This is a genomic window from Trinickia sp. LjRoot230 (genome assembly GCF_964253315.1).
In the GTDB taxonomy this organism is placed as follows: domain Bacteria; phylum Pseudomonadota; class Gammaproteobacteria; order Burkholderiales; family Burkholderiaceae; genus Trinickia.
The window spans coordinates 1,493,192-1,515,560 of sequence record NZ_CAXUQX020000001.1; the positions used below are offsets into that span (position 1 = coordinate 1,493,192).

Here is a 22,369-nt window from a genome sequence, read left to right on the forward strand (position 1 = left end):
AGTTCAGTTGCGCTGAATTTTGGCGCCGATGAGTGCGATTGTCTTCTCAGTCAATGCAACGAAGCGTCTCAACCGATGCGAGGTAATGCGAATCATGGTAAATAAAAACATAATTTGATTTATGTTGCTACATAAAATAATAAACAACTAAAGAAAAATGCGTATTGGCTGCATTAACGTTTTTATTTCGTAAAATCAGACGAAACTTCGTGTCGAGGTATTTTAAGAGCCTAATGCCAATATATTTTCCGCCATTCGTCGGTGGGTGGCCTAATCGATTATCGAATGATTTCCATCTGGCGCCATCCGATGGATATTTATCGCCACCGGGCATTCGCCCGACGCAATAAGCCAGTTTTGGAAAATGACGGAGTAAATCGCGATGGAGTTATCGACCGCTTATTCGGTGCGCGCCCGGGAGCCGTACACGCGTTCCGAATATTCGTGGGGAGTGGGAAATTTTCTGATTAACGCTGCTCATTACCATGAAACTACAAAAATCCATTTTGTTTCGCAGAATGGCAGTGACGACGAATCTGTCATGTCGTACCGCGATTTGCTCGACGAAGCGCAGCGCATACAAGGAGGTCTTCGCGCGCATCAATGCCAGCTCGGTAGCAACGTGGCACTGTTGCTCGAGCGGGCCGAGGATTTCATTCCAGCGTTCTGGGCTTGTGTACTTGGCGGATACGTGCCGTGTCCGCTGGTGCCGATCCGTAACGACGCCGATCGCTGGGCGGCGCACCTCAAGCACATCGATGCCCTGCTGGACCAGCCCATTCTCGTGACCACACGCGCATTAAAGCGCGAATTGCCGGGCCCGCTGTTCACGGTGGAACTTGATGTGCTGCGCAACAACGCGCCCGGACAGTCGGTGCACATCGCGGAACCGGAAGACCCGGCGATGTTGATGTTGACCTCCGGATCCACCGGCAATTCAAAGGCCGTGGTGCTCACGCATGGGAATCTGCTCGCGTCGATGGTGGGCAAAGCCGAACGCCAGTGCTTGAGTGCCGGCGATGTCACGCTGAACTGGATATCGTTCGATCACGTCGCTGCATTGCTTGAAGCGCATATGTTGCCGCTTTATATCGGCGCTTCGCAGATTCACGTCGAGTCGGCGGCCATCGTGGCCGACCCGCTGCTGTTCCTGCGGCTTATTGATCAGCACCGCGTCTCGATGACGTTTGCGCCGAACTTCCTGTTCGGGCAAATCAATGCGGCGCTACAGTCGCCGGGATCGGGCGCTGACGGCGTGCTTGAGCGCTCCTGCGATTTGTCCTGCGTGAGGCATATCGTCTCTGGAGGTGAGGCGATCGTGGTCGACACGGCCCAGCGTTTTCTCGATCTGCTCGCGCCGTACGGACTTGCGGGCGCAGCCGTCTGGCCGGCGTTCGGCATGACGGAAACCTGCGCGGGATCGATCTATTCCTGCACGTTTCCCGATAGCGATGCCGGCCGGGAGTTCGCCGATCTGGGCCGTCCGATCCGTGGCCTGCAAATGCGCGTCGTCGACGAGAGCGGGATCGTGTTGCCCGACGGGTGCGCGGGCGAGTTGCAACTGCACGGTCCGATGATTTTCACGCATTACTACAACAATGCGGAGGCCACCCGCGCCGCATTCACGAGCGACGGCTGGTTTCGAACCGGAGACTTGGGACATATCGAAGACGGTCGCCTCAGTCTGGTCGGCCGCAGCAAAGACAGCATTATCGTCAACGGTGTCAATTACTTCAGCCACGAACTCGAAACGGTGCTCGAAGGGCTTGACGGCATCGAGAAGTCATTTGTGGCGGCGTTCCCTACGCGGCAAAGCGGCGACCTGACCGAGCAGCTTGTCGTCACGTTTGCCGTCACCTTTCCGATCGAAGACGAAAAATCACTTTATCGGTTGCTCACGGTGGTACGCAACACAACCATCTTGATGTGGGGTTTTCGGCCGGCGGTAATCCTGCCGTTACCGAAGAACGAATTTCCGAAGACAAGCCTCGGCAAGATTCAGCGCAACCTGCTGCGCAAGCGGTTCGAAGCGGGGCAGTTCGCAGCCGAGCAGTCGTATGTGGAGGGCGTCACGCAGCGCGAACTGGGAGGGCATGTGGCGCCCGAAGGCGTGCTCGAACAACAGGTTGCGCAGATCTACGCGCAACTCTTCAACGTTGCCCCGGAATCGATCAGCGCGACCGCCAGCTTTTTCGATCTCGGTGGTACGTCACTCGACATACTCAAGCTCAAACGGCTGGTCGAATCGCAGCTTGCGCTCAATGAACTCTCCGTCCTTACGATCTTGAGGAGTCCCACCGTTCGCGCCTTGGCAGCAAGTGTCGCCGCTGGCGAATGCACTGCTCCCGCTACCTATGACCCAATCGTGCCGCTTCAACTCAGTGGCGACAAAACACCTCTTTTCTGTGTTCATCCTGGCGTGGGTGAAATCCTCGTCTTCATTAACCTCGCCAAATATTTTGTCAATGAACGCCCGTTCTATGCGCTTCGTGCGCGCGGCTTCAATCCGGGCGAAAAGCCGTTTGAGAGTTTCGACGAAATGGTTCGCACCTATGTCGAAGCGATCAGGCAACGGCAAGCTCGTGGTCCATACGCCATCGCGGGCTACTCGTATGGCGCGGCGGTGGCATTCGAGATCGCCAAGATGCTGGAGTCCCAGGGCGAGCGCGTGAGCTTTGTCGGCAGCTTCAACCTGCCGCCGCATATCAAATACCGGATGGACGAGCTCGATCCAATCGAAAGTGCTGTCAATCTTGCGTTCTTCCTTTCGATGATCGATAAGGAGCAGGCCCATACGCTGCCCGCTCAACTGCGAGCCGAGGCGCCCGAGCAAGACCCGCTCGCATATCTGGTCAGCATCGCTCCACCCGATCGGCTCACCGAACTGCAGATTGATCTGGAGAAGTTCCGTGCATGGGCTGCGCTTGCCCAGTCGCTGATTGAATTGGGGCGCAGTTACGTGCCTTCGGGTGCAGTCGAGTCCATGTCGATCTTTTACGCCATTCCTTTGCGCGGCAGCAAGGAAGACTGGCTCAACCTCCAACTTCGTCAATGGGACAGTTTCTCTCGTAGTCCTAATCATTACATCGACGTTCCCGGCGAGCATTACACGCTGATGGGCGCGAAACATGTCGGCACGTTTCAAGCGCTGCTGCGAGCGGAGCTCAAGCGCACGCTCGGAGAATAGCGCCGCACGGCATCTCTTCATCACTGGCATATCGAATTGCATCGAATGAGGAATCACATGACGCTAGACAACGAAACACGTAACGCAAAAATTCTGATCACGGGCGCCACGGGTCAGGTAGCACGGCCCATCGCCGAACATCTCGCGGCGAAACACGAGGTCTGGGCGATTGGTCGGTTCCGCGCGCCCGGCGTGGAGAACGAGTTACGTTCCAAGGGCATTCGTACGCATCATTGGGACATGGCATCGGACACGCTCGACGGCTTGCCCGACGATTTCACACATGTACTGCATTCGGCAGTCGAACGCGGCGACGATCAAGACTTCGAAACCGCCATCGAAATCAACGCGACGGCCACAGGCCGCCTGATGCTCCACTGCCGGCGCGCGCAAGCGTTCGCTTATCTATCGAGCGGTGCACTTTACGCAAAGCAGAAGCTCGATCATCTTTACACTGAAACTGATCCGTTGAGCAGCGTCGCGCATTGGCTTCCCACCTATCCGATCGTCAAAATTTCGTGCGAGGGCGTCGTGCGTGCATTTTCCGCGGCGCTTGGCCTGCCGTCGATCATTGCGCGTCTGAACGTGGCATATGGCCCGTATGGTCATGGCGGTGTGCCTGTGCTGCTGTTTCGGCAAATGCTGGCCGGAAAGCCCATTGCGATCCCGCATCAGGGGCAGAATTGGGCTTCGCCGATTCACACCGACGATCTCGCGCGCCAATTGCCGCAGCTTTGGAATGCGGCGTCGTCTCCGGCGTTAGTCGTGAACTGGGGCGGCGACGAGCCGGTCGGCATTCAAGATTGCCTCGAGTACATCGCGCATATCACAGGTGTGAAGCCGAATTTCGAGCCCAGTGACGTCACGCGAGAAACATGCGCGTTCGACAACACACGGCGCCGAGCGCTTGCGGGCGAGTGCACCGTGCATTGGAAAGACGGTATCCGCCGAACGGTCGAGACGCATTTTCCGGGCGCAATCAAAACATTAGCGGCGCTCCAAGGATAAAAGCCACGCCATGTCATCCAACATCGAAATGATCAAAGCCTCGTACGATGCATTTCATCGTCGCGATCTCGCGGGCGTGCTCGCCGCATTCGCACCTGATATCGAATGGACGCATCCCGAAAGCATGCGTGAATTCGGTCTCGGTGGGACTAAAAGAGGCCACGACGAAGTCATCGCGTTTATCAAGCATGTGCCCACCTATATATCGGAGATGAAACTCGATCCGCAACGGTTCGTCGAGTCGGGAGACAGCGTAGCCGTGTTTGGCTTGAGGCGTGTTACGGCAGTCAACGGCCGTAGCGCCACGATGAAGTTCGTGCATGCGTGGCGTTTCTCGGGCGGCAAAGCTGTGACGTTCGAAGACTACTTCGATACCGCGGAGCTGATCGCGTTGATTTCCTAGCGAAAGTGCTCGTCTGTTTCGCGGGACCGCCGGCACGTCAAAACCGATAGCCCGCCTCCAGCAAAAAGTATGTTTGCAGTTTGTGCTGTGCGACCGTGCTATCGGCCGCGTCACCGGTCAGTCGTTCGATCGCCGCGCAGCTTAGCGCCGCCACCACGTTGATTACGTTCGCTTTGCTGAGCGGCGTCATCGGTGCGGTGGTGCGTTGATCGTTCCGGCCCGGCGGCGCACTACGCGCGGCCATCCCGCGACACAATTCGTTCGATCTCACGCTGCTGCCACTTTCCGGATTGCCGAATGAATTGCAGCCGCTTGTCGTGGGCTTTAACCGTGTCCTCGAGCAATTGCACGCCTGCCGTGCAGGCGGAACGTCGATTCATTGCGGAAGCCGCGCACGAGTTGCGCACGCCGCTCGCCGCGTTGCTGATGCAAGCGCAGGTGGCACTGCGCGCGAGCACGCCGGCCGAGCGGCGCGAAGCGCTCGATCGGCTCACGGCCAGCGCGCAGCGCGGTGCACGCCTGGCCGGGCAACTGCTCGACTTGGCCCGCCTGGAAGCAGGGGAGCGCGCAGCGCGGATGGCGTCCGTCGATTTGCATGAACTCGACACTCTGGTTACCAAAACAAACTTAGCTGGCACTGATTACTTGGGAGTCCTAAGTGGCGGGCGAGTGAGTTGGTGCGTGACACCCTTGACAGTCTTGACAGCCGTGACGTTCGGGTTCGATGCCCCATTTTCGCGATTCAGGCGGCATGGTAGGGGCGATGCGACGAAGATGCGGTCTTCGCTATTCTTGGAGGTAGGCCGTGTTGCCACCAGTGTCCCGGCCCGGTGCCGATGCCTTTTCGGACCAGCCTGCCAATCCGATCGCAAGCGATACTTCTCAAGACGTTGCGAATCCGGTTGCTCAGTCCGAGCCGGGCGCAGCGCTAGGTGGCCTTCAGCGTCGCTCAACGTCTGACGACCTTCACGCGATGTCGAACGTATTGAAGGGGCTGTTCGCCGCGGACCAGACACCCCGGCCGCAGCGGCCACCGTCTCGCGCGGCCGAGGCCCTGCGGCTCGATATCCTTTCGTCGGCACTACCTGCGTTGCCGCCGCAGATGCGACCTGCGATGGCGCGACGCCTGCGCGATGATATTCGCGGTTTATCGTCGCCGGTGCTCGAGGGCCGAACACTGCGGACACTCGTCGAGTCCGCATTGACGGAGGCGCCCGACACGATAATCGAAACCGTGTTGCGCGCGTCGCCCCACATCTCGCCGGAAGACAAAGCGACGTTGCTGGAGGCGATTGTGTCCGATCCGGTTTATTTACATTCATTGCCGCGGGGCATGATCGAGAAGATATTTGACCGAATCCGCGTTCTTCCCGAGCGCTATCAGTTCGGCCTCCTCAGCCTGCTTTTGCGTAATGCAGACGTATTTTCCAAGACCCATCAAGCGAGCGTTATTCAATTGCGTGAGAGGGTTGTCGGTGCCGTGCGAGCGCTTGCTCACAAGCCCGACGCGACGATCCCGCCTGCACGCGCAGTACCGCAGCTCGGATTGCTCGAGATTGCGGAATCGCTGTTCGGTGGTGTCGAGAATCGCGTCGATCGGCTATCGCCGCAATCCGGCAGTAGCGCCGCAGCGGCCGACCGACTGGCGGCGCTTGCTTCGGCAGCGCCGGCGACATTTGAGCTAGTTGAGCACGAAGACCAATCGAAGGATTTGGTGAAAGCGCTATCCACGAGCGTTCTCGATCGCATTCTTGCGTTAGAGGAGCCAAGGCACCGGTTTTCCGCGTTACTTGAGCTTGTCTCGGCGCCGCGAGACAATCCCGCTTTTGTCGAGGCGCTTGCCGGGCAACCCTTGCCCAACAAGGGCGACGTCCTCGACTTCGGAGCATTCACTCGTATCATCGACGCAATTCCGGGGCTTCCTTCGAGATACCGGGCTGCTCTGCTCGAAGCGATGCTTCCCCAATGCCTCTACGCGGGTAATATGGACGAAACCGCAATCATCGTTAATCGCGTCGTTGCGCTGCTGCTTGATGTGATTGGCGAAGACTGCGTACCTCCATTACAGAAGCTCGTAAGCGGCCGACCTCTCGTATTCGCAAAGCGATCCGAGCGGCTACCGATAGCCCGCGCGATACGTCGCGTGATATTCGTGCAGGGATCAACAGTGCCTCCGCAACTACTTGCCGATTTTGTAACCAAGGTAGTTGCAGATCTGTCGCTCAGTCATCAGTACGACCCCATGAATCAGATGGTCCAATTCGTGCGCGAGTCGCCACGCGAACTTCGAAGTGCCCGAGCAAAGGCGCTGTTGTCGTCCAACGCAATGCCTTCGCATATGGAGGCTAAATTACGGAGTATGGCGCGTGATTGATATAGGCCTTTTACTTAGGAAACCTAAGCGATAGGCCAATGACGTCGGGTTCAATGCCCTTGCTTCGCGATTCAAACGGCATTGCGGGGGCCAAGTGCCGAAGATTGAGGTCTTTGCCATTTTCGGAGGTATGCCGTGTTGCCACCCGTGTCTCGGCCCGGTGCCGACGCATTCGCAGACCAGCGCCCCAGTGAGATCACGAGCGATACTTCTGGTGGCGTCGCCGATCCGCTTGCTCGGTCCGACCCGGGTGCGGCGCTTGGCGGTCTTCAGCGTCGCAGAAAGCCTAACGACGTCCGAGAGATGTCAAGCTTGTTGGTAAGCCTGTTCGGCCCAGGCCAGACCCCGCGACCGCAGCGACGTCCTTCTTTGGCGGCCGAGGCCCTGCGACTCGACATCCTTTCGTCGGCAATACCTGCGTTGCCGCCGCGGACGCGACCTGCGATGGCGCGACGCCTGCACGATGACGTTCGCGGTTTATCGTCGCCAGCGCACGAGAGCCGAACACTGCGGACGCTCGTTGAATCGGCCTTGATTGACGCGCCCGACACGATGATCGACACCGTGTTGCACGTGTCGCCGAAGCTGTTACCGGAAGACAAAGCGACGTTGCTGGAGGCGATTGCATCCAACCGCGGATGGTTATCTTCTGTGCCGCGCGGCACAGTCGAGCGGATATTTGACCAAATCCGTACCTTGCCCGAGCGCTATCAGTTCGGCCTCCTCGGACTGCTTCTGCGCAATGCGGAAGTATTCGCCAGAAGCCATGACTCGAGGGTCGGCCTACTGCGCAGCCGGATTGATAACACCATGCGAGCGCTTACTGGCAAGCCCGGCGCGGTTATCGCGACTGCGCGCGGCACGCCGCAAGCGGGGTTGCCAGACATCGTGGAATCGCTGTTTGGCGGTGTCGAGAGTCGCATCGACCGGCTATCGCCGCAATTGGGCAGCGCCGCGATCGAGGCTGATCGACTGGCAGCGCTTTCTGGGGCTGCAGCCTCCATTTTCGAGCTAGTCGATCGGGGCGACAGGTCGAACGATCTGCCGAAAAAGGTATCCGCGCATCTTCTCGATCGCATCCTTGCGCTGGAGGAGCCGAGGCATCGGTTTGCCGCGCTGCGCCTGCTTGTCTCAAGGCCATTGGACGCGCAGGCCACCGAGGATGCGCTGGGCGGCGAACCCGTGCCGTATAGGGGTGAACTACTGGACATTGGAGCTTTCGCTCGTATTCTCGATGCGATGCCGACGCTGCCCCCACGATACCAGTCCGTGCTGCTCGAAGCGATCGTTCCTGACTGCATTGCTACTACTTATTCGAGCGAAAAGGTGATTATGGTTAAGCGCGTCCTTGATCTGCTGCCCCGTATGGACGTTGAGGACCGCATTGTCCCACTGTTGAAGCTGGTCAAGTCCTTGCCGGTCTCCTCTGTGAGGGCACCGGCGCGGCCAGCCCTCGCCAGGGCAATCGCTAATGAAATATTTCGGCTGGGGGCCCAACAGCCGCCCGAACTCGTGAGCGAATTCGCCTTCGACGCAAGCCGCCGTCTGGCGTCCGGTCCTCTGCGTGAGTTAGTTAATGAGATCATCCGATTCGTGAGCGAATCGCCACGCGAACTCCAAAGGGCTCAAGCAAAAGCTCTGCTGTCGATCAAACTAATGCCTTTGTACACGGAGGCCAAATTAAGGAGCATGGCGGGCGATTGGTAAGCGCGGCACTACTTAGGAAACCTAAGCGATAGGCCAATGACGTCGGGTTCAATGCCACTTCTTCGCGATTCAAACGGCATTGCAGGGGCCAGACACCGAAGATTGTGGTCTTCGCCATTTTCGGAGGTATGTCGTGTTGCCACCCGTTTCTCGGTCCGGTGCCGATGCATTTGAAGACCAGCACCCCAGTGAGATCACGAGCGATACTTCTGGAGACGTTGCCGATCCGCATGTTCAGTCCGAGCCGGGCGCAGCGCTTGGCGGCCTTCAGCGTAGCCGAAAGCCTGACGACGTCCGAGTGATGTCGAACATGTTGGTGGACCTGTTCGGCGCGGACCAGCCCTCCCGACCCCAGCGGCGACCTTCTGTGGCGGCCGAGGCCCTGCGGCTCGATGTTCTTTCGTCAGCACTGCCCACGCTACCGCCGCAGGTGCGACCTGCAATGGTGCGCCGCCTGTGCGATGATATTGGCGCTTTATCGTCGCCCACGCACGAGGGTCGACCACTGCGGACACTCGTCGAATCGGCATTGATTGAGGCGCCCGACACGATAATCGACATCGTGTTGCGCGCGTCGCCCGACATTTCGCCGGAAGACAAAGCGACGTTGCTGGAGGCGATTGTATCCAACCGCGGATGGTTATCTTCTGTGCCGCGCGGCACAGTCGAGCGGATATTTGACCAAATCCGTACCTTGCCCGAGCGCTATCAGTTCGGCCTCCTCGGACTGCTTCTGCGCAATGCGGAAGTATTCGCCAGAAGCCATGACTCGAGGGTCGGCCTACTGCGCAGCCGGATTGATAACACCATGCGAGCGCTTACTGGCAAGCCCGGCGCGGTTATCGCGACTGCGCGCGGCACGCCGCAAGCGGGGTTGCCAGACATCGTGGAATCGCTGTTTGGCGGTGTCGAGAGTCGCATCGACCGGCTATCGCCGCAATTGGGCAGCGCCGCGATCGAGGCTGATCGACTGGCAGCGCTTTCTGGGGCTGCAGCCTCCATTTTCGAGCTAGTCGATCGGGGCGACAGGTCGAACGATCTGCCGAAAAAGGTATCCGCGCATCTTCTCGATCGCATCCTTGCGCTGGAGGAGCCGAGGCATCGGTTTGCCGCGCTGCGCCTGCTTGTCTCAAGGCCATTGGACGCGCAGGCCACCGAGGATGCGCTGGGCGGCGAACCCGTGCCGTATAGGGGTGAACTACTGGACATTGGAGCTTTCGCTCGTATTCTCGATGCGATGCCGACGCTGCCCCCACGATACCAGTCCGTGCTGCTCGAAGCGATCGTTCCTGACTGCATTGATACTTATGATTCGAGCCAAAAGGCGATTATGGTTAAGCGCGTGCTTGATCTGCTGCCCCGTATGGACGTTGAGGACCGCATTGTCCCACTGTCGAAGCTGGTCACGTCCTGGCCGTTCGCCTCTTTGAGGGCACCGGCACGGCCGGCCCTTGCCAGCGCAATCGGCGATGCAATATCCGCGCTGGGGGCGCAGCGGCCGCCGGAACTCGTGCGCGAATTCGCCTCGGACGCACTCTGCCATCTGGCGGCTCGTCCTCAACGTAAACTGGTCAACCAGATCATCCAATTCGTGAGCGAATCGCCACGCGAACTCCAAAGGGCTCAAGCAAAGGCGCTGCTGTCGATCAAACTAATGCCTTTGTACACGGAGGCCAAATTAAGGAGCATGGCGAGCGATGGGTAAAGGCCGCACTACTTAGGAGGCCTAAGCGATAGTTCAACGACGTTCGGCTCCAATGCTTCCTTTTCGCAATTCAAATGGGATCGGGTGGCCGACGAGGGGAAGATTCGCTCTTCATTGTGCGTTGGAGATGGAACGTGTTGCCACCCGTTTCTCGGCCCGGAGCCGATGCCTGTGCCGGCCAACCTGTAAATCCGATCGCGAGCGATACTGCTCGAGACGTTGTCAATCCGCGTGTTCAGTCCGCGCCGCCTGAAGCGCTTGGTGGCCTTCGGAGCCGGCCAAGACCTGACGATGTCAATGCGATGTCGGAGGTGTTGGTGGGTCTCTTCGGGACCGGCGAGACGCCCCGACCCGTCGGGCCGCCTTCTTTAGCGGGCGAGGCGCTGCGGCTTGACGCGCTTTCATCGGCACTGCCCGTTTTACCGCCCCGCACGCGACCTGCGGTTGCACGACGCCTTGGTGACGATACCCGTGATTTATCGTCGCCAATGCATGCTGGCAGAGTGTTCCGCACGCTTGTCGATGCTGGAGCGATGGAGGCGCCCGACACAATCACCCGCGAGGTTCTCGATGTTTTGCCGGAACTCTTGCCGGACGACAGAGCGACGTTGCTTGAGGCAATCATCTCCAACCCGCGCTGTTTATCGTCGGCGCCGGTCCGCGAGGCCGAGCACCGCACCATTGCCGTTATATTTGACTCGATCCGTACCCTGCCGGAGCGCCACCAGCCCGTTCTCCTTCACCTGTTGGCGCTCAATGCACGGCAGTTCTCCAAAACGCACGAACTCGCTGTTCTCCAACTGCGCGGCCCCATTATCGACGCCACCCGCGCGCTCGAACTCAAACCGGGCGCGGTGCGCTCTACTGCACGCGCGACGCCGCAGCCTGACCTCCACGAGATCGTGGAGTCGCTGTTCGGCGGTGTTGAGAATGGCGATCGCTTGCGATCGCTGCAATCCACCTCCGACGCCGCAGCGGCTGATCGACTGGCGGCGCTTTCTGCGACAGCCTCCGCGGTGTTGGAACTGATCGATGCGGGCCACGCGTCGAATGACCTACCGCAGGCACTTTCCGAACACCTTCTCGACCGCATTCTTGCGTTGGAAGAGCCGAGGCATCGGTTTACCGCGCTGCGCCTATTGCTTTCGGCGCCGGTGGACGCGCCCGCCCTCGATGCCATGTTTGAGGAGCAGCCGTGGCCATATCGCGGCGAGGTGCTGGGCTTTGGCGCATTCATTCGCATCGCCGATGCGATTGAGGCGCTACCCTTGAGATATCAGGGCGTGCTGCTCGAAGCGATGGTTCCCGTATGCATCGCCAACGCGGACAAAAGCGAAAACGAAATCATGCTCAATCGCATCCTCGCGTTGCTGCGCGGCATCGATCTCGAAGACCGCGTCGTTACGATAGAGAAGCTCATACGGTGCTATCCGCTGCGGGGCATAGCGCTAGCTAAGCAGCCATCTATCGCGCGCGCCATCCGGGACGCGGTATTTGCGCAGGGGCCGGGGCAACCTCCGGAGCTGCTGAAAGACCTCTTCGACTACGTATCGTCATTTCTGTTAGGCCATCATCACAAATACAAATTTGTACAGGAAGTTATCAAGTTTCTGAATGAGTCGCCACCCGAGTTCCGACGTATTCAAGCGGAAAAGTTGGTGTCGGCGTCGGGCGTGCCTTCGGACCTGGTCGGCACGCTAAAGAGCATGGCGCGCGATTGATGCCCGTTGTTTGGGCTGACGGATTGCCATGTCTAAGGACTAGTCACCGCAGGTTCAGGCGCTGCTTAATCTCGCGAATGAATTCTGACGGCGACGCCTTCAGGAATTGACCGATCTCGCGCATGAATTGATGCTGACGGTTGGGTGCCAGTTTCAGAAGAACGTTGTTGATGAACTCGCCGAATAGCGCAGGGGGCTGATCGTGTCCCTGTTCAACTACCGCGCGCAATATTGAGCGGGCTATGGACGGTCGGTCAACCGCCTTTAGAAGCGCTAATGGGTGGCTACTGATGAGCTTCGCTAAGGGGGCAACGCGGTCTTCACGGTCCATGCCCGATAAAAGTGCAAGGATGCGGTTCATCGTGATTTTTTTCTCGTTTTGGTCCCCCGCTTTGATGCACGCCGGAATGCTCATTTCGAGCAATGCGGATTGATGCGGCGAGGGTAGCGTAGGGATCGCATCGACGATTCGGGTGAGTGCTTTCGCGTCCAGCAGTTCACCGCGACTCGATAAGCGCGGCAGCTCCAACAGTCCGGTCATTCCGGGGCGGTATGTCAAGGTTGGCCCGGTAGGCGCGTCGTTGAGATCGGGCTCTGAGGCGTCTTGGGGCTGCGAGACTAGCAGGCTCAGCGCAGCAAACCGATGGCTCGGCTTTTCTAACGCAAGGATGCGATCGAGAAGATGCTCGGATAACGCTTTCGGCAGCGCCTTCGCACGTTCATCGTAAGTAGCCACTTCTAAAATTGCCGGCGCTGCCGCGGAAAGTGCGGCTAGCCGATCAGCGGCTTTGGCAGCGCTGTCCGAGTTCGATTGGCGGTCGCCGGGATGCTCGATCCCGCCAAACAACGACTCCACCACCTCGGGCAAGTTGAAACGCGGTACTGCGGCTACAGAAGAGGCCGCCGCGTCCGGCTTGCCCGCAAGCTCCTGCATGGCGTCGACAATTCTGCTGCGCAGCGAAACAACGTGTGGAAGATAAGTCTTGTTTAGCAACCGAGCGTTGTGCAGAAGCAGTGTGAGGAGGTGAAATTGCTGGTGTTCCGGCAAGCTGCGGATCGAGTCGAACAGGTCGGCAATGGTGCGATACCGGTCCTTGGCCCGCGTCGCGGGAGATAAACAGCGTCGGTTGGATACAATCGCCTCCAGCAAGGTCGCTTTGTCGTCTGGCGAGCTTTGCGGCAACGCGCGCAGAACATTGCGAGTGATCGCGTCAGGCACCTCCATCACCGCTGCTTCGGCAAGGGTACGAAGTGTTCGACCTTCATGCACCGGCGACGATAGCTCACGAATGTCAGTGCCGAGACGTTGTGCCACTGCGGATCGCGTGCCAAGCGGGAGAGCCGGCAGTGCCGACGACAACACGTCGAGCCGCAGTGCTTCGACCGTTAGAGAGCGCGGCCCCGGGGGGCGGGGCGTCTCGGCCGTGCCGAACAGGTCCGCCAACACGCTCGACATCGCTTGGACGTCGTCAGATTTTGGCCGACCCCGAAGGCCACCGAGCGCTGCAGCCGGCGTGGTTTGCGCTAGCGGTTCCGGAACGTGTCGAGAGGCATCGCTCGCGATCGGATTGGCAGGCTGGCCGGCGCAAGCATCGGCCCCGGGCCGGGAAACGGGTGGCAACACGTACTATCTCCGAGGAATGGCTAAGACCGCATTTTCCGGCCATGCCTTCTGCAATGCCGGTTGAATCGCGAAAATGGGGCAGCGGGCCCGAACATCGTTGAGCGATCGTTTAGACCTGCTAAGTAGTCCGGTTTTTACCAATCGCCCGCCATGCTCCTTATTTCGGCCTCCGTGTACAAAGGCACTGGCAAGGGCTGGCTGCACGGCGCCCTTATAGAGGCGAGCGGCCCGGGATTGACCAGCCTAGACAGTGATGATGTTCGGATCCAAAGGCGCGTTTTCGCGATTCGATTGGTATCGGACAAGCCAAAGCCCGAAGATGCGGTCCTCGCGAATCCTTGGAGATGGATTGTGTTGCCACCGGTTTCCTCGTCTAATGCCGCCGCAGGCTCTGCGGACCCGAGCGCAAGCGCTGCTTCGCAAGACATGCCCGAGTCGCCTCGTCAGCCCGAACGCGCCACTGCGCTGAGTGGTCTTTCGCCTCGGCCGAAACCTCGCGATGTTGAAGTGATGTCCGAGACGTTGGGGGCGCTGTTCGGCACACGAGAGCAAAGTCAATCACCGAAGGCGCCGCGATCCGCGGCGGCTCAGGGGCTCCGCCTCGAAGTGCTTTCGTCGGCGGTGCCCGCTCTGCCGGAGCATATGTGGCCAGCGATGGCACGACGCCTCCGCGCTGAGGCCCGCGATTTGTCGTCGCCGGTCCACGAGGGCAGGGCACTCCGTGCGCTCGTCGACGCAGCACTGAGAGAGGCGCCCGGCACCATAACCGAGATCGTGTTGAACGCGTCAGGGCAGATCCCGCCAGAAGACGAAGCGGCGCTGTTGAAAGCGATCGTATCCAGCCCGCATTGCTTGCCTTCGTCACCGCGCCCCAGGAACGACCTGAATACGCTCACGCGTCTATTCGAGGCGATCCGCAGGTTGCCGGACGACTATCAGTCCGACCTTTTGACACAGCTTCGGAGCAATGCTGCGCTGTTGAAAAGGAGCGATATGCTCGATGCCGACAAATTGCGCTTCGACATCGACGCCGCTCTCATAAGGCTGCCGCAGAGACCGCATGCAGTAGAAAATACAGCACCGCGGCCCGGCTTGTCCGGGATCGAACCGGTGCAATCCGGCCCCGCCGCGACAGCGGATCAACCGGCCGCGCATCGGACCGCGACGCCAGCGGCTCTGGAATCGAGCGATCAAAACGATCTATCGGAGGTGCTAAGCCAAGCGTTGTTCGAGCGTCTGCTGGGTCGGGCTCTTGCGTTGGACGAGCCTGAACGTCGATTCGTCGCGTTACGCGAACTCGTCTCGGAGTCGCCGGACCAACCCGTTCATAGTGGTGGACTACTGGACTACGGCGCGTACACCCGCATCGTCGATGCGATGTCGGCGCTACCCTCGCAATATCAACCTATGTTGCTGCAATCGATGTTGCCCGCGTGCATTGCCGCTTGCGATACGAGTGAACGCACAATCATGATTGATCGCATTCTTGCGTTGCTGCCGGCAATGGACGTCGACGATCGCACTGCTTCGTTAACGGCGCTCGTCAACTGCAACCCGCTTGCGTTGGTCGAAGAGTCCAATCGGCCACGTGTGGCCGGTGCGCTCCGCGACGCGATATTTGCGCAAGGAGCGCACCAGTCTTCCCAACTACTGATCAGCTTTGCAACCGGCGTGGTTCCAGAGCTTGCGCAAACCTTGCAGCATCATTTCATGACCGATATCGTTCGTTTCGTGTGCGCATTGCCGCCCGAGTCCAGGCGTGTCCAAGCAAACGCGCTGCTTTCGTCAAAAGCTATTCCTTTCTACCTGGACGACACATTGGCAAGCGCGGCGCGCAATTGATATCGCGGCCACTACGTTGCTTCGTCATGCCCGCGTTCGATTCGCACGGCCGGCTGCCATTTTTAGTGTGAGCCGGTACAGTTTCCGGTTATCGAACTTTAATTCGTTTGCAACGGCGCGGCGAGTAGCGCGCTCTGTTGCGGCTGACGGGAGCAAACGGTGTCCATCGTTTCATCAGCGCAGCGCGCCAATCTTGCGCAATCAGCCGGAGCCACACCAACTGTCCGTGGTGCCTCGCCTGCAACGCTTGCGCCCGCACCCACCCTCGCACCAACGGCGCCTGCGCCGCTGTTCGCTCTGCCGCCTAGGACGGCGCAGCTCGACACGCGGAACGGCATTGGCGGACCAACGGCTCGGATTGTCTCGAACGAAGAAGGGCAAACCCACGTTGTTGTTGCTGCGGAACACCTTCCGTCTACCAACCTGCAGCGATTCGTTCGCCTGATGCGCCCAGCCGGCCCTGTCACTCCGCTCTCGCTCGCCACGGGCAAGGCCTATCGCTTGCACGACGTGGGGAAGGTGACGCTCGAAACGCAGAGTCGCCTCGAGCAACTTGGCATGCGTTCACAAGCAGATACGGCAATCATCCCCGGAGGACGCACGCTGTCGAGCGTGAGCACCGTGGCGAGCGGCGTGGATTCGACGCTGATTCTTGGCGAGTGCATCGACGCGATCGCCGCGAAATGGCAGCAGATTCTGGAGGAGAGGGAGGGGGATGGCAGGAACATCGGTGCGCAGGTGGAAGCGATTACCGAGCGTGCGATGCGCGGCGAACTCGACTTTGAGAAGAGTCTGCGTGCACGCGTGGAGCTGCTCAAGGGCTTCCCGGTCGAGGCGCTGGCCGAAGTGTATGAAGAACATGTCAAGTTAAGCCCCGGCGCCCGGGAAATGCTCTCAGCCTTCAAGTCAGCCCGTGCGCGATTCGGGGTGATCTCCGGTGGCTTCACGTTCTTCACGCACCGCCTCAGCGAGACGCTCAAACTCGACTTTTCGGTAGCCAATGTGCTGGATGTCGGCCCTGATGGGTGCCTGACCGGTAAGCTCAAAAGCACGATTGTCGACCCGGCGGAAAAGGCCGGAGTATTGCAGCGTGAGCACCGCGGCGGCAAGCTCAGCGTGGCGTTGGGCAATGGCTTTAATGACGAAGACATGCTCAAGGCCGCGGCCGTGGCCATTACCTATCACGCCAAGCCTGGCCTTGCGGACGCGGTCCGCGCAGCAGGAGGAACCGTGCATCGAATCGATCATTGCGGGCTCGATCTCGTCCCTCACTTCTTTGTTCCAGAAGGTAAGTAGTCCTAATGAAACGTCAGGTCCTCATTGCGATTGGGAATCGCGACGAGCAAGCGTCGCAGTTCGGGCCAACCGAGCGAGCCGGCAACCGCTAGTGCGCGCATAGCAATGCGCACGGCCGTCTCAACCATCGCACCATACATTCGCCGCATAGTTCGCTCCTCATAGAACCCACCGATGCACGCATTCATGTCGCAGACCGTGCTACCGCAATCGGCGGCACGATCTGCGCAAAAACTTCGGCCAATGTCGTCGCGCCAAAACGTCGCTCGGTGACACCTGTTTCGATATCGATGTTGCCCGCGTTGTGCGCGTCGTATAACTCGATGATCAAGCGCGCATGTGCTGCGGTTAGTCCCGCGCGCGCGAGCGCCGCTTCCCAATCGCCGCGCTCCAACGCGTACGCGTTGACATGGATTCCGCTCGCGTCGCTGAGCGCACGTGCCACATCTACCGCGTCTACCCGTTCGCGGCTTTCGATACTGACGATTCGCAGCGGCGTGGTATGAGCCTCGTCGAGCAATAGTTCGGCGGCGGCGCGGCCGACATCGGCCGCGGCAACCGTCGGAAATCGTTTCGTCAGCGGATGATGCAGGCTCGGTAGCCGGCCGGTCGCCAACGCGGCAGGCATGACCCGCGCCCAGTTATGCATATGCTCGGCTGCACGCAGCATGATCGTATGTCCGGCAATGTCACGCCAACGCTGCTCCATCACGTGAAAGAGCGAGGTAATGCCCGTGCCGCTCGGTATTTGCGCACCGTAGTCGGATAGCGCGAGCAAGCGTGCCGGCGGCTTTTCGCTCAGCGCGCTTGTCACTGCATCGATGGTGCGCAGCATCGTCTCGTCGGGGTGAGCATCGCCGCGCGGGACGGGGCAGAGCATCTGCACCGCCTGCGCGCCTTTGAGCGCCTGCGCAATCGAACCGGCGTCGCTCAGATCGGCAAGCGCGAGCTCGCATCCGTCTTGCGCGAAGCGCTCGCCTTGCGTGGGGTTGCGAACCACTGCGCGAACCGGTTTGCCTGCCGCGCGCAGTGCCGCGATGGTAGCGCGCCCTACATTGCCCGATGCGCCGAAGATAACGAACACGTTTCGATCCTCCTTGCTCAATGTCGCGATGGTAGAGCAAGACGAGTGCGCGCGTGCGCAAATACGGATTGGGTTTGACAGATTTGGATGACGATTTTAGGCACATGCATCGCGCGAAGCAGTCGCGCGATGCAGAATTGGCAAAAACGCTTCACAATGAACCGCTTCCGATCGTCCCCGATCGGTATTTTTGTCACGATGCACCGGGATATCAGTCGCCATGAGTACCCTTATTCGCAACGATCGTCACGTTCGCACCGGTTACGATGCCATCCCTTTTAGTGGCTCGCCACACGTGCTGCGATCGAGCGCTGCGCTCGGGTGGCAGGGCTTCGGCGCGGAATTGATTGCATTTCCGGCCGGGGCCTATGCGGTGCCGGCGAGCACCGCCCATCGTGTCGCGGTGCATGTAGGTGCACCGGTCAAAGCGCGATGCCGCTGCGCCGAGCGCCGCAGCTCGCGCATTCAGGCGCACGGCGACGCGGATGTGATTCCCGCGGGTGTCGATGGCGAGTGGATCGACGAGACTGACAGCACGATCCTGCGAATTTGGATCGGCGAGCTGTTCGCTCGAGCCACAGCCGAGAGCCTCGATCTGAAACCCTCACGCGCTCGCATTCATCCGCAGTTGCAATTGCGCGACCCGCGCTTGCAACATCTCGCGTGGGCACTGCAAGCCGAGTTGGAATCGGACATGCCATCTGACCCACTCTACGCGGAGAGCTTGCTGACCGCTATCACCGTGCGCCTCGTCGGCGGCGCGCCGACCCTCGAGCGTCGTCGTCGCGTGCTAGCACCGCGCACTGCTGCACGCGTCATCGACTACATCGAGACGCACCTGAACGAGCGGCTTACGCTGACCGAGTTGGCCGGCCTCTCCGGGCTCAGCCTGCCGCATTTCAAGGTGTTGTTTCGCGAAACGCTGGGTGTGCCCGTGCATCGATACGTCGTGCAACGGCGCGTCGAACGCGCACGCATGCTGTTGCAACAGGGCCGGCTGAGTGCTGCTCAGGTCGCCCTCGAAGCCGGCTTCTCGCATCAAAGCCACATGGCCCAGTGGATGAGCCGTCTGATCGGCGTCGGACCGCGTGAAATCACGCAGAGTGCCAAAGCATTCGATGAGGAGAGTACCCATTCGGCAATAAATCGCCAATCCGATTAAAGCGATCGAACGAATTTACCGATACTCGACTGGCATGGAAACCATACGTCGTCTGCGCGATTAGAAAACCAATACAGTGAAAGCGAGTTGACAAAAAAACGGTTTCCTACCTAATCTGCGATATCGTCTGAAGTCCTACCGCCGAATGCCTTTTTGCAAACCCTGTCATCGTTGACAGGCGCTTGTTGCTGGCTATTTGCGATTTTGCTTCGGCGACCAATGTAGTTAGTAGTCCTAAGTGTTAGTACTCCTGTTTATCGTAGGTAAACGTCGCAAGCTACGGGAATTGCTTGCGCGGCATCGTATTGTCTGCCGGCGAGTGAGAGATAACAAAGCGCCAAAACCGCGCATCGGTTAAACACTTTTCTCATTCAAGGATTTATATGCGCTTTCGTTCAGAATGGAAACTGCATTGCATATCGATTGCCGCGCTGATTGCGTTGGGAGGTTGCGGCGGGAGTGACGGCACGCCTTCGGCTGCGAGTCGCACGGGTGTAGCGGCAACCAACCCGGCGACAAGCCAGGCAACGCCCGCGCTTGTTGCGCCGACCACGGCCGTGGCTGCGACACCGGGCATCGACAAATCCGTCGCGCCGGTCGAGATGCCCGATACGGTCGTGCCCGTCAATTACAAGCTCTGGTTTCGCCCGAATGCCGAGTTGTCGGCATTCGACGGCCGGGCCGACGTCGAGATCAAGGTCCTCAAGCCGGTGACGTCAATCGTGGTGGCGGCGCACCGACTGCAGTTCGTCAACGGCACGATTACGCTGCAGCCCGGCAACATCGCGCTCGTCGCCACACCGCAGACCGACGGCGACTATTACCAGTTGCGCCCGGCTACCGGACAGATCGCGGCCGGCACATATTCGCTGCATATGGAGTGGCGCGGCATCGTCAACTTCAAGAGCTACGACGATCCGGCGACGAAGACCGGCGGCAGTTGCGGCGACGATCCTTATCCGGGCTGCTCGGCTGCGGAGGGCATCTTCCGCGTGGATCTGAAGGCCACCGATGGCACGACGAGCGGCGCCATCCTGACGCAAGGCGAATCCGACCTTGCGCGGCAATGGTTCCCGGGTTGGGACGAACCAGCGTTCCGTCCGACCTACGAGGTGACGGCCGATGTGCCGCAAAGCTGGCGCGTGGTATCGAACGCGGCCGAGAAGCCTGCGGTGAATGTCGATAGCGGATACAAGCGCGTCTCATTCGAAAAGACGCCGCCGATGCCATCGTATCTGCTCTTCTTCGGCGGCGGCAAGTTCGACGTGCTCGAAGACGATTTTTCGAGCCCGTTGCCCGATGGCCGGGGCCTGCATCTGCGCATCTTTACACCGCCGGGCATGCGCGACTGGGCATTGCCCGCCATGCAGCAGACCAAGCAGGCGCTCGATTACTACTATCGGTATACCGGTATACCGCTGCCGCTGACAAAGTTCGACACGATTGCAGCCAACGATGCATTCAAGGCACAAAAAGACCTGAACTTCGGCGGCATGGAGAACTGGGGCGCCATTCTCGAGTTTGCCGATGACATCCTGCCGCCGCCGGGCACGCCGATGTCGAATTACGGTGTGACGGTGTTGACGCACGAAGCGGCGCATCAATGGTTCGGCGATCTCGTGACGCTCGATTGGTGGGACGACGTATGGCTCAATGAATCGTTTGCGACGTTCTTCGAGAATAAGACGAAGATCCGCTTTTACCCCGATCGATTCAGTTGGGAAGGCGAAGTGAGGAACAAGTATCGCGTGATCGCGGCGGACTTGAAGTCGACCTCGTTCCCGGTGCAACCGAACTTCAATGCCTGGGCATCGAACGAATTCGTGATCAACGCGGGTACGTTCGTCTATGACAAGGGCGGCCAGGTGTTGAAGATGATCGAGGGCTATCTCGGCGAGGATGCGATGCGTCGCGGCTTGCAATCTTATCTGGCCGACTACGCGCTCGGCAATGTGACGCCGAAGCGCCTGTGGGACGAGCTCTCGCGCGCCAGCGGTGAAGGGGTGACGAATATCGGCGACAGCTTCGTGCGGCAGACCGGTGTGCCGCTCGTGACGCTCGATACGCTATGCGATCTGACGACGAACCAAACGGTGGTGACGCTCAAGCAGCAGCCGTTTCCGAACCATAACCGCTATCCGGGCACGCAATGGACGATTCCGCTTACGCTTGCGTACGGCGATGGGCTCGCCGAACGCAAGATGATCCCGATGAATCGCACGGAGATGCAGGCGCGTCTGAACGGCTGTGGTGCGGTGCTTGCCGATCCAACTGGTCAGGACTACTACGTAGTTAACTATGGCGGCAACGCCTGGGCTCAACTGCTCGCGCAATCGAGTGCGTTGGCCGACCCGGCGCGGTTGACGAATCTGAAGCTCGGTACGCACCTGCTGGTCGACAACGGACTGGCTGATCCGTCGCGTGCAACGGCGATCGACTCGATCGGCTTGCCGCCGAGCGTGGCTGCTCGGATGCTGCGGATGCAGACCTTTACGCCGGACGCGCGGCAGATCGAGCGTCGCGTGCTGCACTATCAGGGCAGCATGAAAGCGAAGGTACGGCCGAAATCCGAATGATCGGTTAAGGCGTGGAGCGAACGCACCCGGCTGGCTTCATGCGGCCGGGGCCAATTGCTCCGCGGCGTGATCGACAACAAAACGGATAAACCGATTGAGGTACCGCCGCTCGTCGTTACGCAGATCGCGGTCTGAAATCGTCTGGGCCAAATAGCGCTCCCGGTACGCTTCGAGGGCTGCGATGTCTGCTGATACCAAGCCGGCGAAACCGCCCGCGGCGGGCAATGCGTGATCGGCCCAACGCGAGAAGCTGCGCACGCAGTTCAGGCAGGCTTGCGTAACGCGCAGCGGTAGTTGTTCACTGATCAAGCGGCGTTGGAAATACGCAATGTGGTCCATTCGCGCGGCACCCTGAAAATAGTCTGAACGATGCGTCGCAGCTTAGCGAGGCATGGCGGACGAGGGCGGGTGTTTTGCGAAATCGCATCAGTCGAAGCGAAGGTGCGGGTGGTGCGGTTCACTTACGATTGCGTAACGGGTCGAGCAACGTGCGCAGCCCGTTGTGATCGAGTTCCTGCATCAATGCGAGTAGCCGACCGATCTCGCCGGGCGGAAAGCCAACGCGCGCGAACCAGTTCAGGTAGTGGCCCGGCAAATCGGCGATCAGCCGGTCCTTGTATTTGCCATAAGGCATCGCGACGGAAAGGAGGCGTTCGAGATCTTGGGCGGTCATCTGGTGT

18 protein-coding genes are annotated in these 22,369 nt (G+C 59.7%); 12 read left to right on the forward strand and 6 right to left on the reverse strand.

Features of this window, described 5'->3' with window-relative positions:
* The first annotated feature begins 382 nt into the window (after positions 1 to 382).
* From ACSQ20_RS06990 to ACSQ20_RS07000, 3 genes are read left to right on the forward strand one after another with little or no spacing between them, the layout of a single operon-like run.
* Positions 383 to 3,187: an AMP-binding protein gene (locus ACSQ20_RS06990; protein WP_436018426.1), complete on the forward strand. Its 2,805-nt coding sequence runs from the start codon at positions 383 to 385 to the stop codon at positions 3,185 to 3,187.
* Positions 3,188 to 3,244: 57 nt separating this feature from the next.
* Positions 3,245 to 4,195 (forward strand): NAD-dependent epimerase/dehydratase family protein, encoded by a 951-nt coding sequence (locus ACSQ20_RS06995; protein ID WP_436018427.1) that lies wholly within the window; start codon positions 3,245 to 3,247, stop codon positions 4,193 to 4,195.
* A 10-nt stretch (positions 4,196 to 4,205) separates the two neighbouring features.
* Entirely contained in the window at positions 4,206 to 4,598 is a 393-nt protein-coding gene (locus ACSQ20_RS07000) for a nuclear transport factor 2 family protein (RefSeq protein WP_436018428.1), read from the forward strand.
* A 37-nt stretch (positions 4,599 to 4,635) separates the two neighbouring features.
* On the opposite strand, the gene ACSQ20_RS07005 is transcribed toward ACSQ20_RS07000, so the two are convergent.
* Positions 4,636 to 4,869, reverse strand: coding sequence for a hypothetical protein (locus ACSQ20_RS07005; RefSeq protein WP_436018429.1), 234 nt, complete (start codon positions 4,867 to 4,869; stop codon positions 4,636 to 4,638).
* Between the two features lie 155 nt (positions 4,870 to 5,024).
* On the opposite strand from ACSQ20_RS07005, the gene ACSQ20_RS07010 reads away from it, so the two are divergent.
* The 5 genes from ACSQ20_RS07010 (at position 5,025) to ACSQ20_RS07030 (ending at position 12,105) form a co-directional block, all read left to right on the forward strand.
* Positions 5,025 to 5,558, forward strand: a complete 534-nt coding sequence (locus ACSQ20_RS07010) for a hypothetical protein (protein ID WP_436022963.1) — start codon at positions 5,025 to 5,027, stop codon at positions 5,556 to 5,558.
* A 277-nt stretch (positions 5,559 to 5,835) separates the two neighbouring features.
* Positions 5,836 to 6,972, forward strand: coding sequence for a hypothetical protein (locus tag ACSQ20_RS07015; RefSeq protein WP_436018430.1), 1,137 nt, complete (start codon positions 5,836 to 5,838; stop codon positions 6,970 to 6,972).
* Positions 6,973 to 7,524: 552 nt separating this feature from the next.
* Entirely contained in the window at positions 7,525 to 8,679 is a 1,155-nt protein-coding gene (locus ACSQ20_RS07020) for a hypothetical protein (RefSeq protein ID WP_436018431.1), read from the forward strand.
* Positions 8,680 to 8,812: 133 nt separating this feature from the next.
* Positions 8,813 to 10,384: a hypothetical protein gene (locus tag ACSQ20_RS07025; RefSeq protein WP_436018432.1), complete on the forward strand. Its 1,572-nt coding sequence runs from the start codon at positions 8,813 to 8,815 to the stop codon at positions 10,382 to 10,384.
* A gap of 533 nt (positions 10,385 to 10,917) precedes the next feature.
* Positions 10,918 to 12,105: a hypothetical protein gene (locus ACSQ20_RS07030; RefSeq protein WP_436018433.1), complete on the forward strand. Its 1,188-nt coding sequence runs from the start codon at positions 10,918 to 10,920 to the stop codon at positions 12,103 to 12,105.
* A gap of 43 nt (positions 12,106 to 12,148) precedes the next feature.
* Here the strand turns inward: ACSQ20_RS07030 and ACSQ20_RS07035 are convergent, their stop codons facing one another.
* Complete coding sequence (locus ACSQ20_RS07035) at positions 12,149 to 13,561, reverse strand: hypothetical protein (RefSeq protein ID WP_436018434.1); 1,413 nt, start codon at positions 13,559 to 13,561, stop codon at positions 12,149 to 12,151.
* Between the two features lie 822 nt (positions 13,562 to 14,383).
* Here ACSQ20_RS07035 and ACSQ20_RS07040 point away from each other — a divergent pair.
* On the forward strand, positions 14,384 to 15,571 hold the full coding sequence (locus ACSQ20_RS07040; protein ID WP_436018435.1) for a hypothetical protein: 1,188 nt from the start codon (positions 14,384 to 14,386) through the stop codon (positions 15,569 to 15,571).
* Between the two features lie 444 nt (positions 15,572 to 16,015).
* Positions 16,016 to 16,867: a phosphoserine phosphatase SerB gene (gene serB, locus ACSQ20_RS07045; protein WP_436018436.1), complete on the forward strand. Its 852-nt coding sequence runs from the start codon at positions 16,016 to 16,018 to the stop codon at positions 16,865 to 16,867.
* A 2-nt stretch (positions 16,868 to 16,869) separates the two neighbouring features.
* Here serB and ACSQ20_RS07050 read toward each other — a convergent pair whose 3' ends face one another.
* Both ACSQ20_RS07050 and ACSQ20_RS07055 read right to left on the reverse strand, forming a co-directional pair.
* A complete protein-coding gene (locus tag ACSQ20_RS07050; protein ID WP_436018437.1) occupies positions 16,870 to 17,016 on the reverse strand; it encodes a hypothetical protein in 147 nt (48 codons plus the stop codon).
* 35 nt (positions 17,017 to 17,051) lie between these two features.
* A complete protein-coding gene (locus ACSQ20_RS07055; RefSeq protein WP_436018438.1) occupies positions 17,052 to 17,951 on the reverse strand; it encodes an NmrA family NAD(P)-binding protein in 900 nt (299 codons plus the stop codon).
* Between the two features lie 220 nt (positions 17,952 to 18,171).
* On the opposite strand from ACSQ20_RS07055, the gene ACSQ20_RS07060 reads away from it, so the two are divergent.
* A complete protein-coding gene (locus tag ACSQ20_RS07060; RefSeq protein WP_436018439.1) occupies positions 18,172 to 19,113 on the forward strand; it encodes a helix-turn-helix domain-containing protein in 942 nt (313 codons plus the stop codon).
* A 383-nt stretch (positions 19,114 to 19,496) separates the two neighbouring features.
* Positions 19,497 to 21,689, forward strand: coding sequence for a M1 family metallopeptidase (locus ACSQ20_RS07065; protein WP_436018440.1), 2,193 nt, complete (start codon positions 19,497 to 19,499; stop codon positions 21,687 to 21,689).
* A 36-nt stretch (positions 21,690 to 21,725) separates the two neighbouring features.
* On the opposite strand, the gene ACSQ20_RS07070 is transcribed toward ACSQ20_RS07065, so the two are convergent.
* The gene (locus ACSQ20_RS07070; RefSeq protein ID WP_436018441.1) at positions 21,726 to 22,028 is read right to left on the reverse strand and encodes a hypothetical protein; all 303 of its coding nucleotides are present in this window, start codon (positions 22,026 to 22,028) and stop codon (positions 21,726 to 21,728) included.
* A 118-nt stretch (positions 22,029 to 22,146) separates the two neighbouring features.
* Positions 22,147 to 22,362, reverse strand: coding sequence for a DUF3820 family protein (locus ACSQ20_RS07075; protein WP_436018442.1), 216 nt, complete (start codon positions 22,360 to 22,362; stop codon positions 22,147 to 22,149).
* Between the last annotated feature and the right edge of the window lie 7 nt (positions 22,363 to 22,369).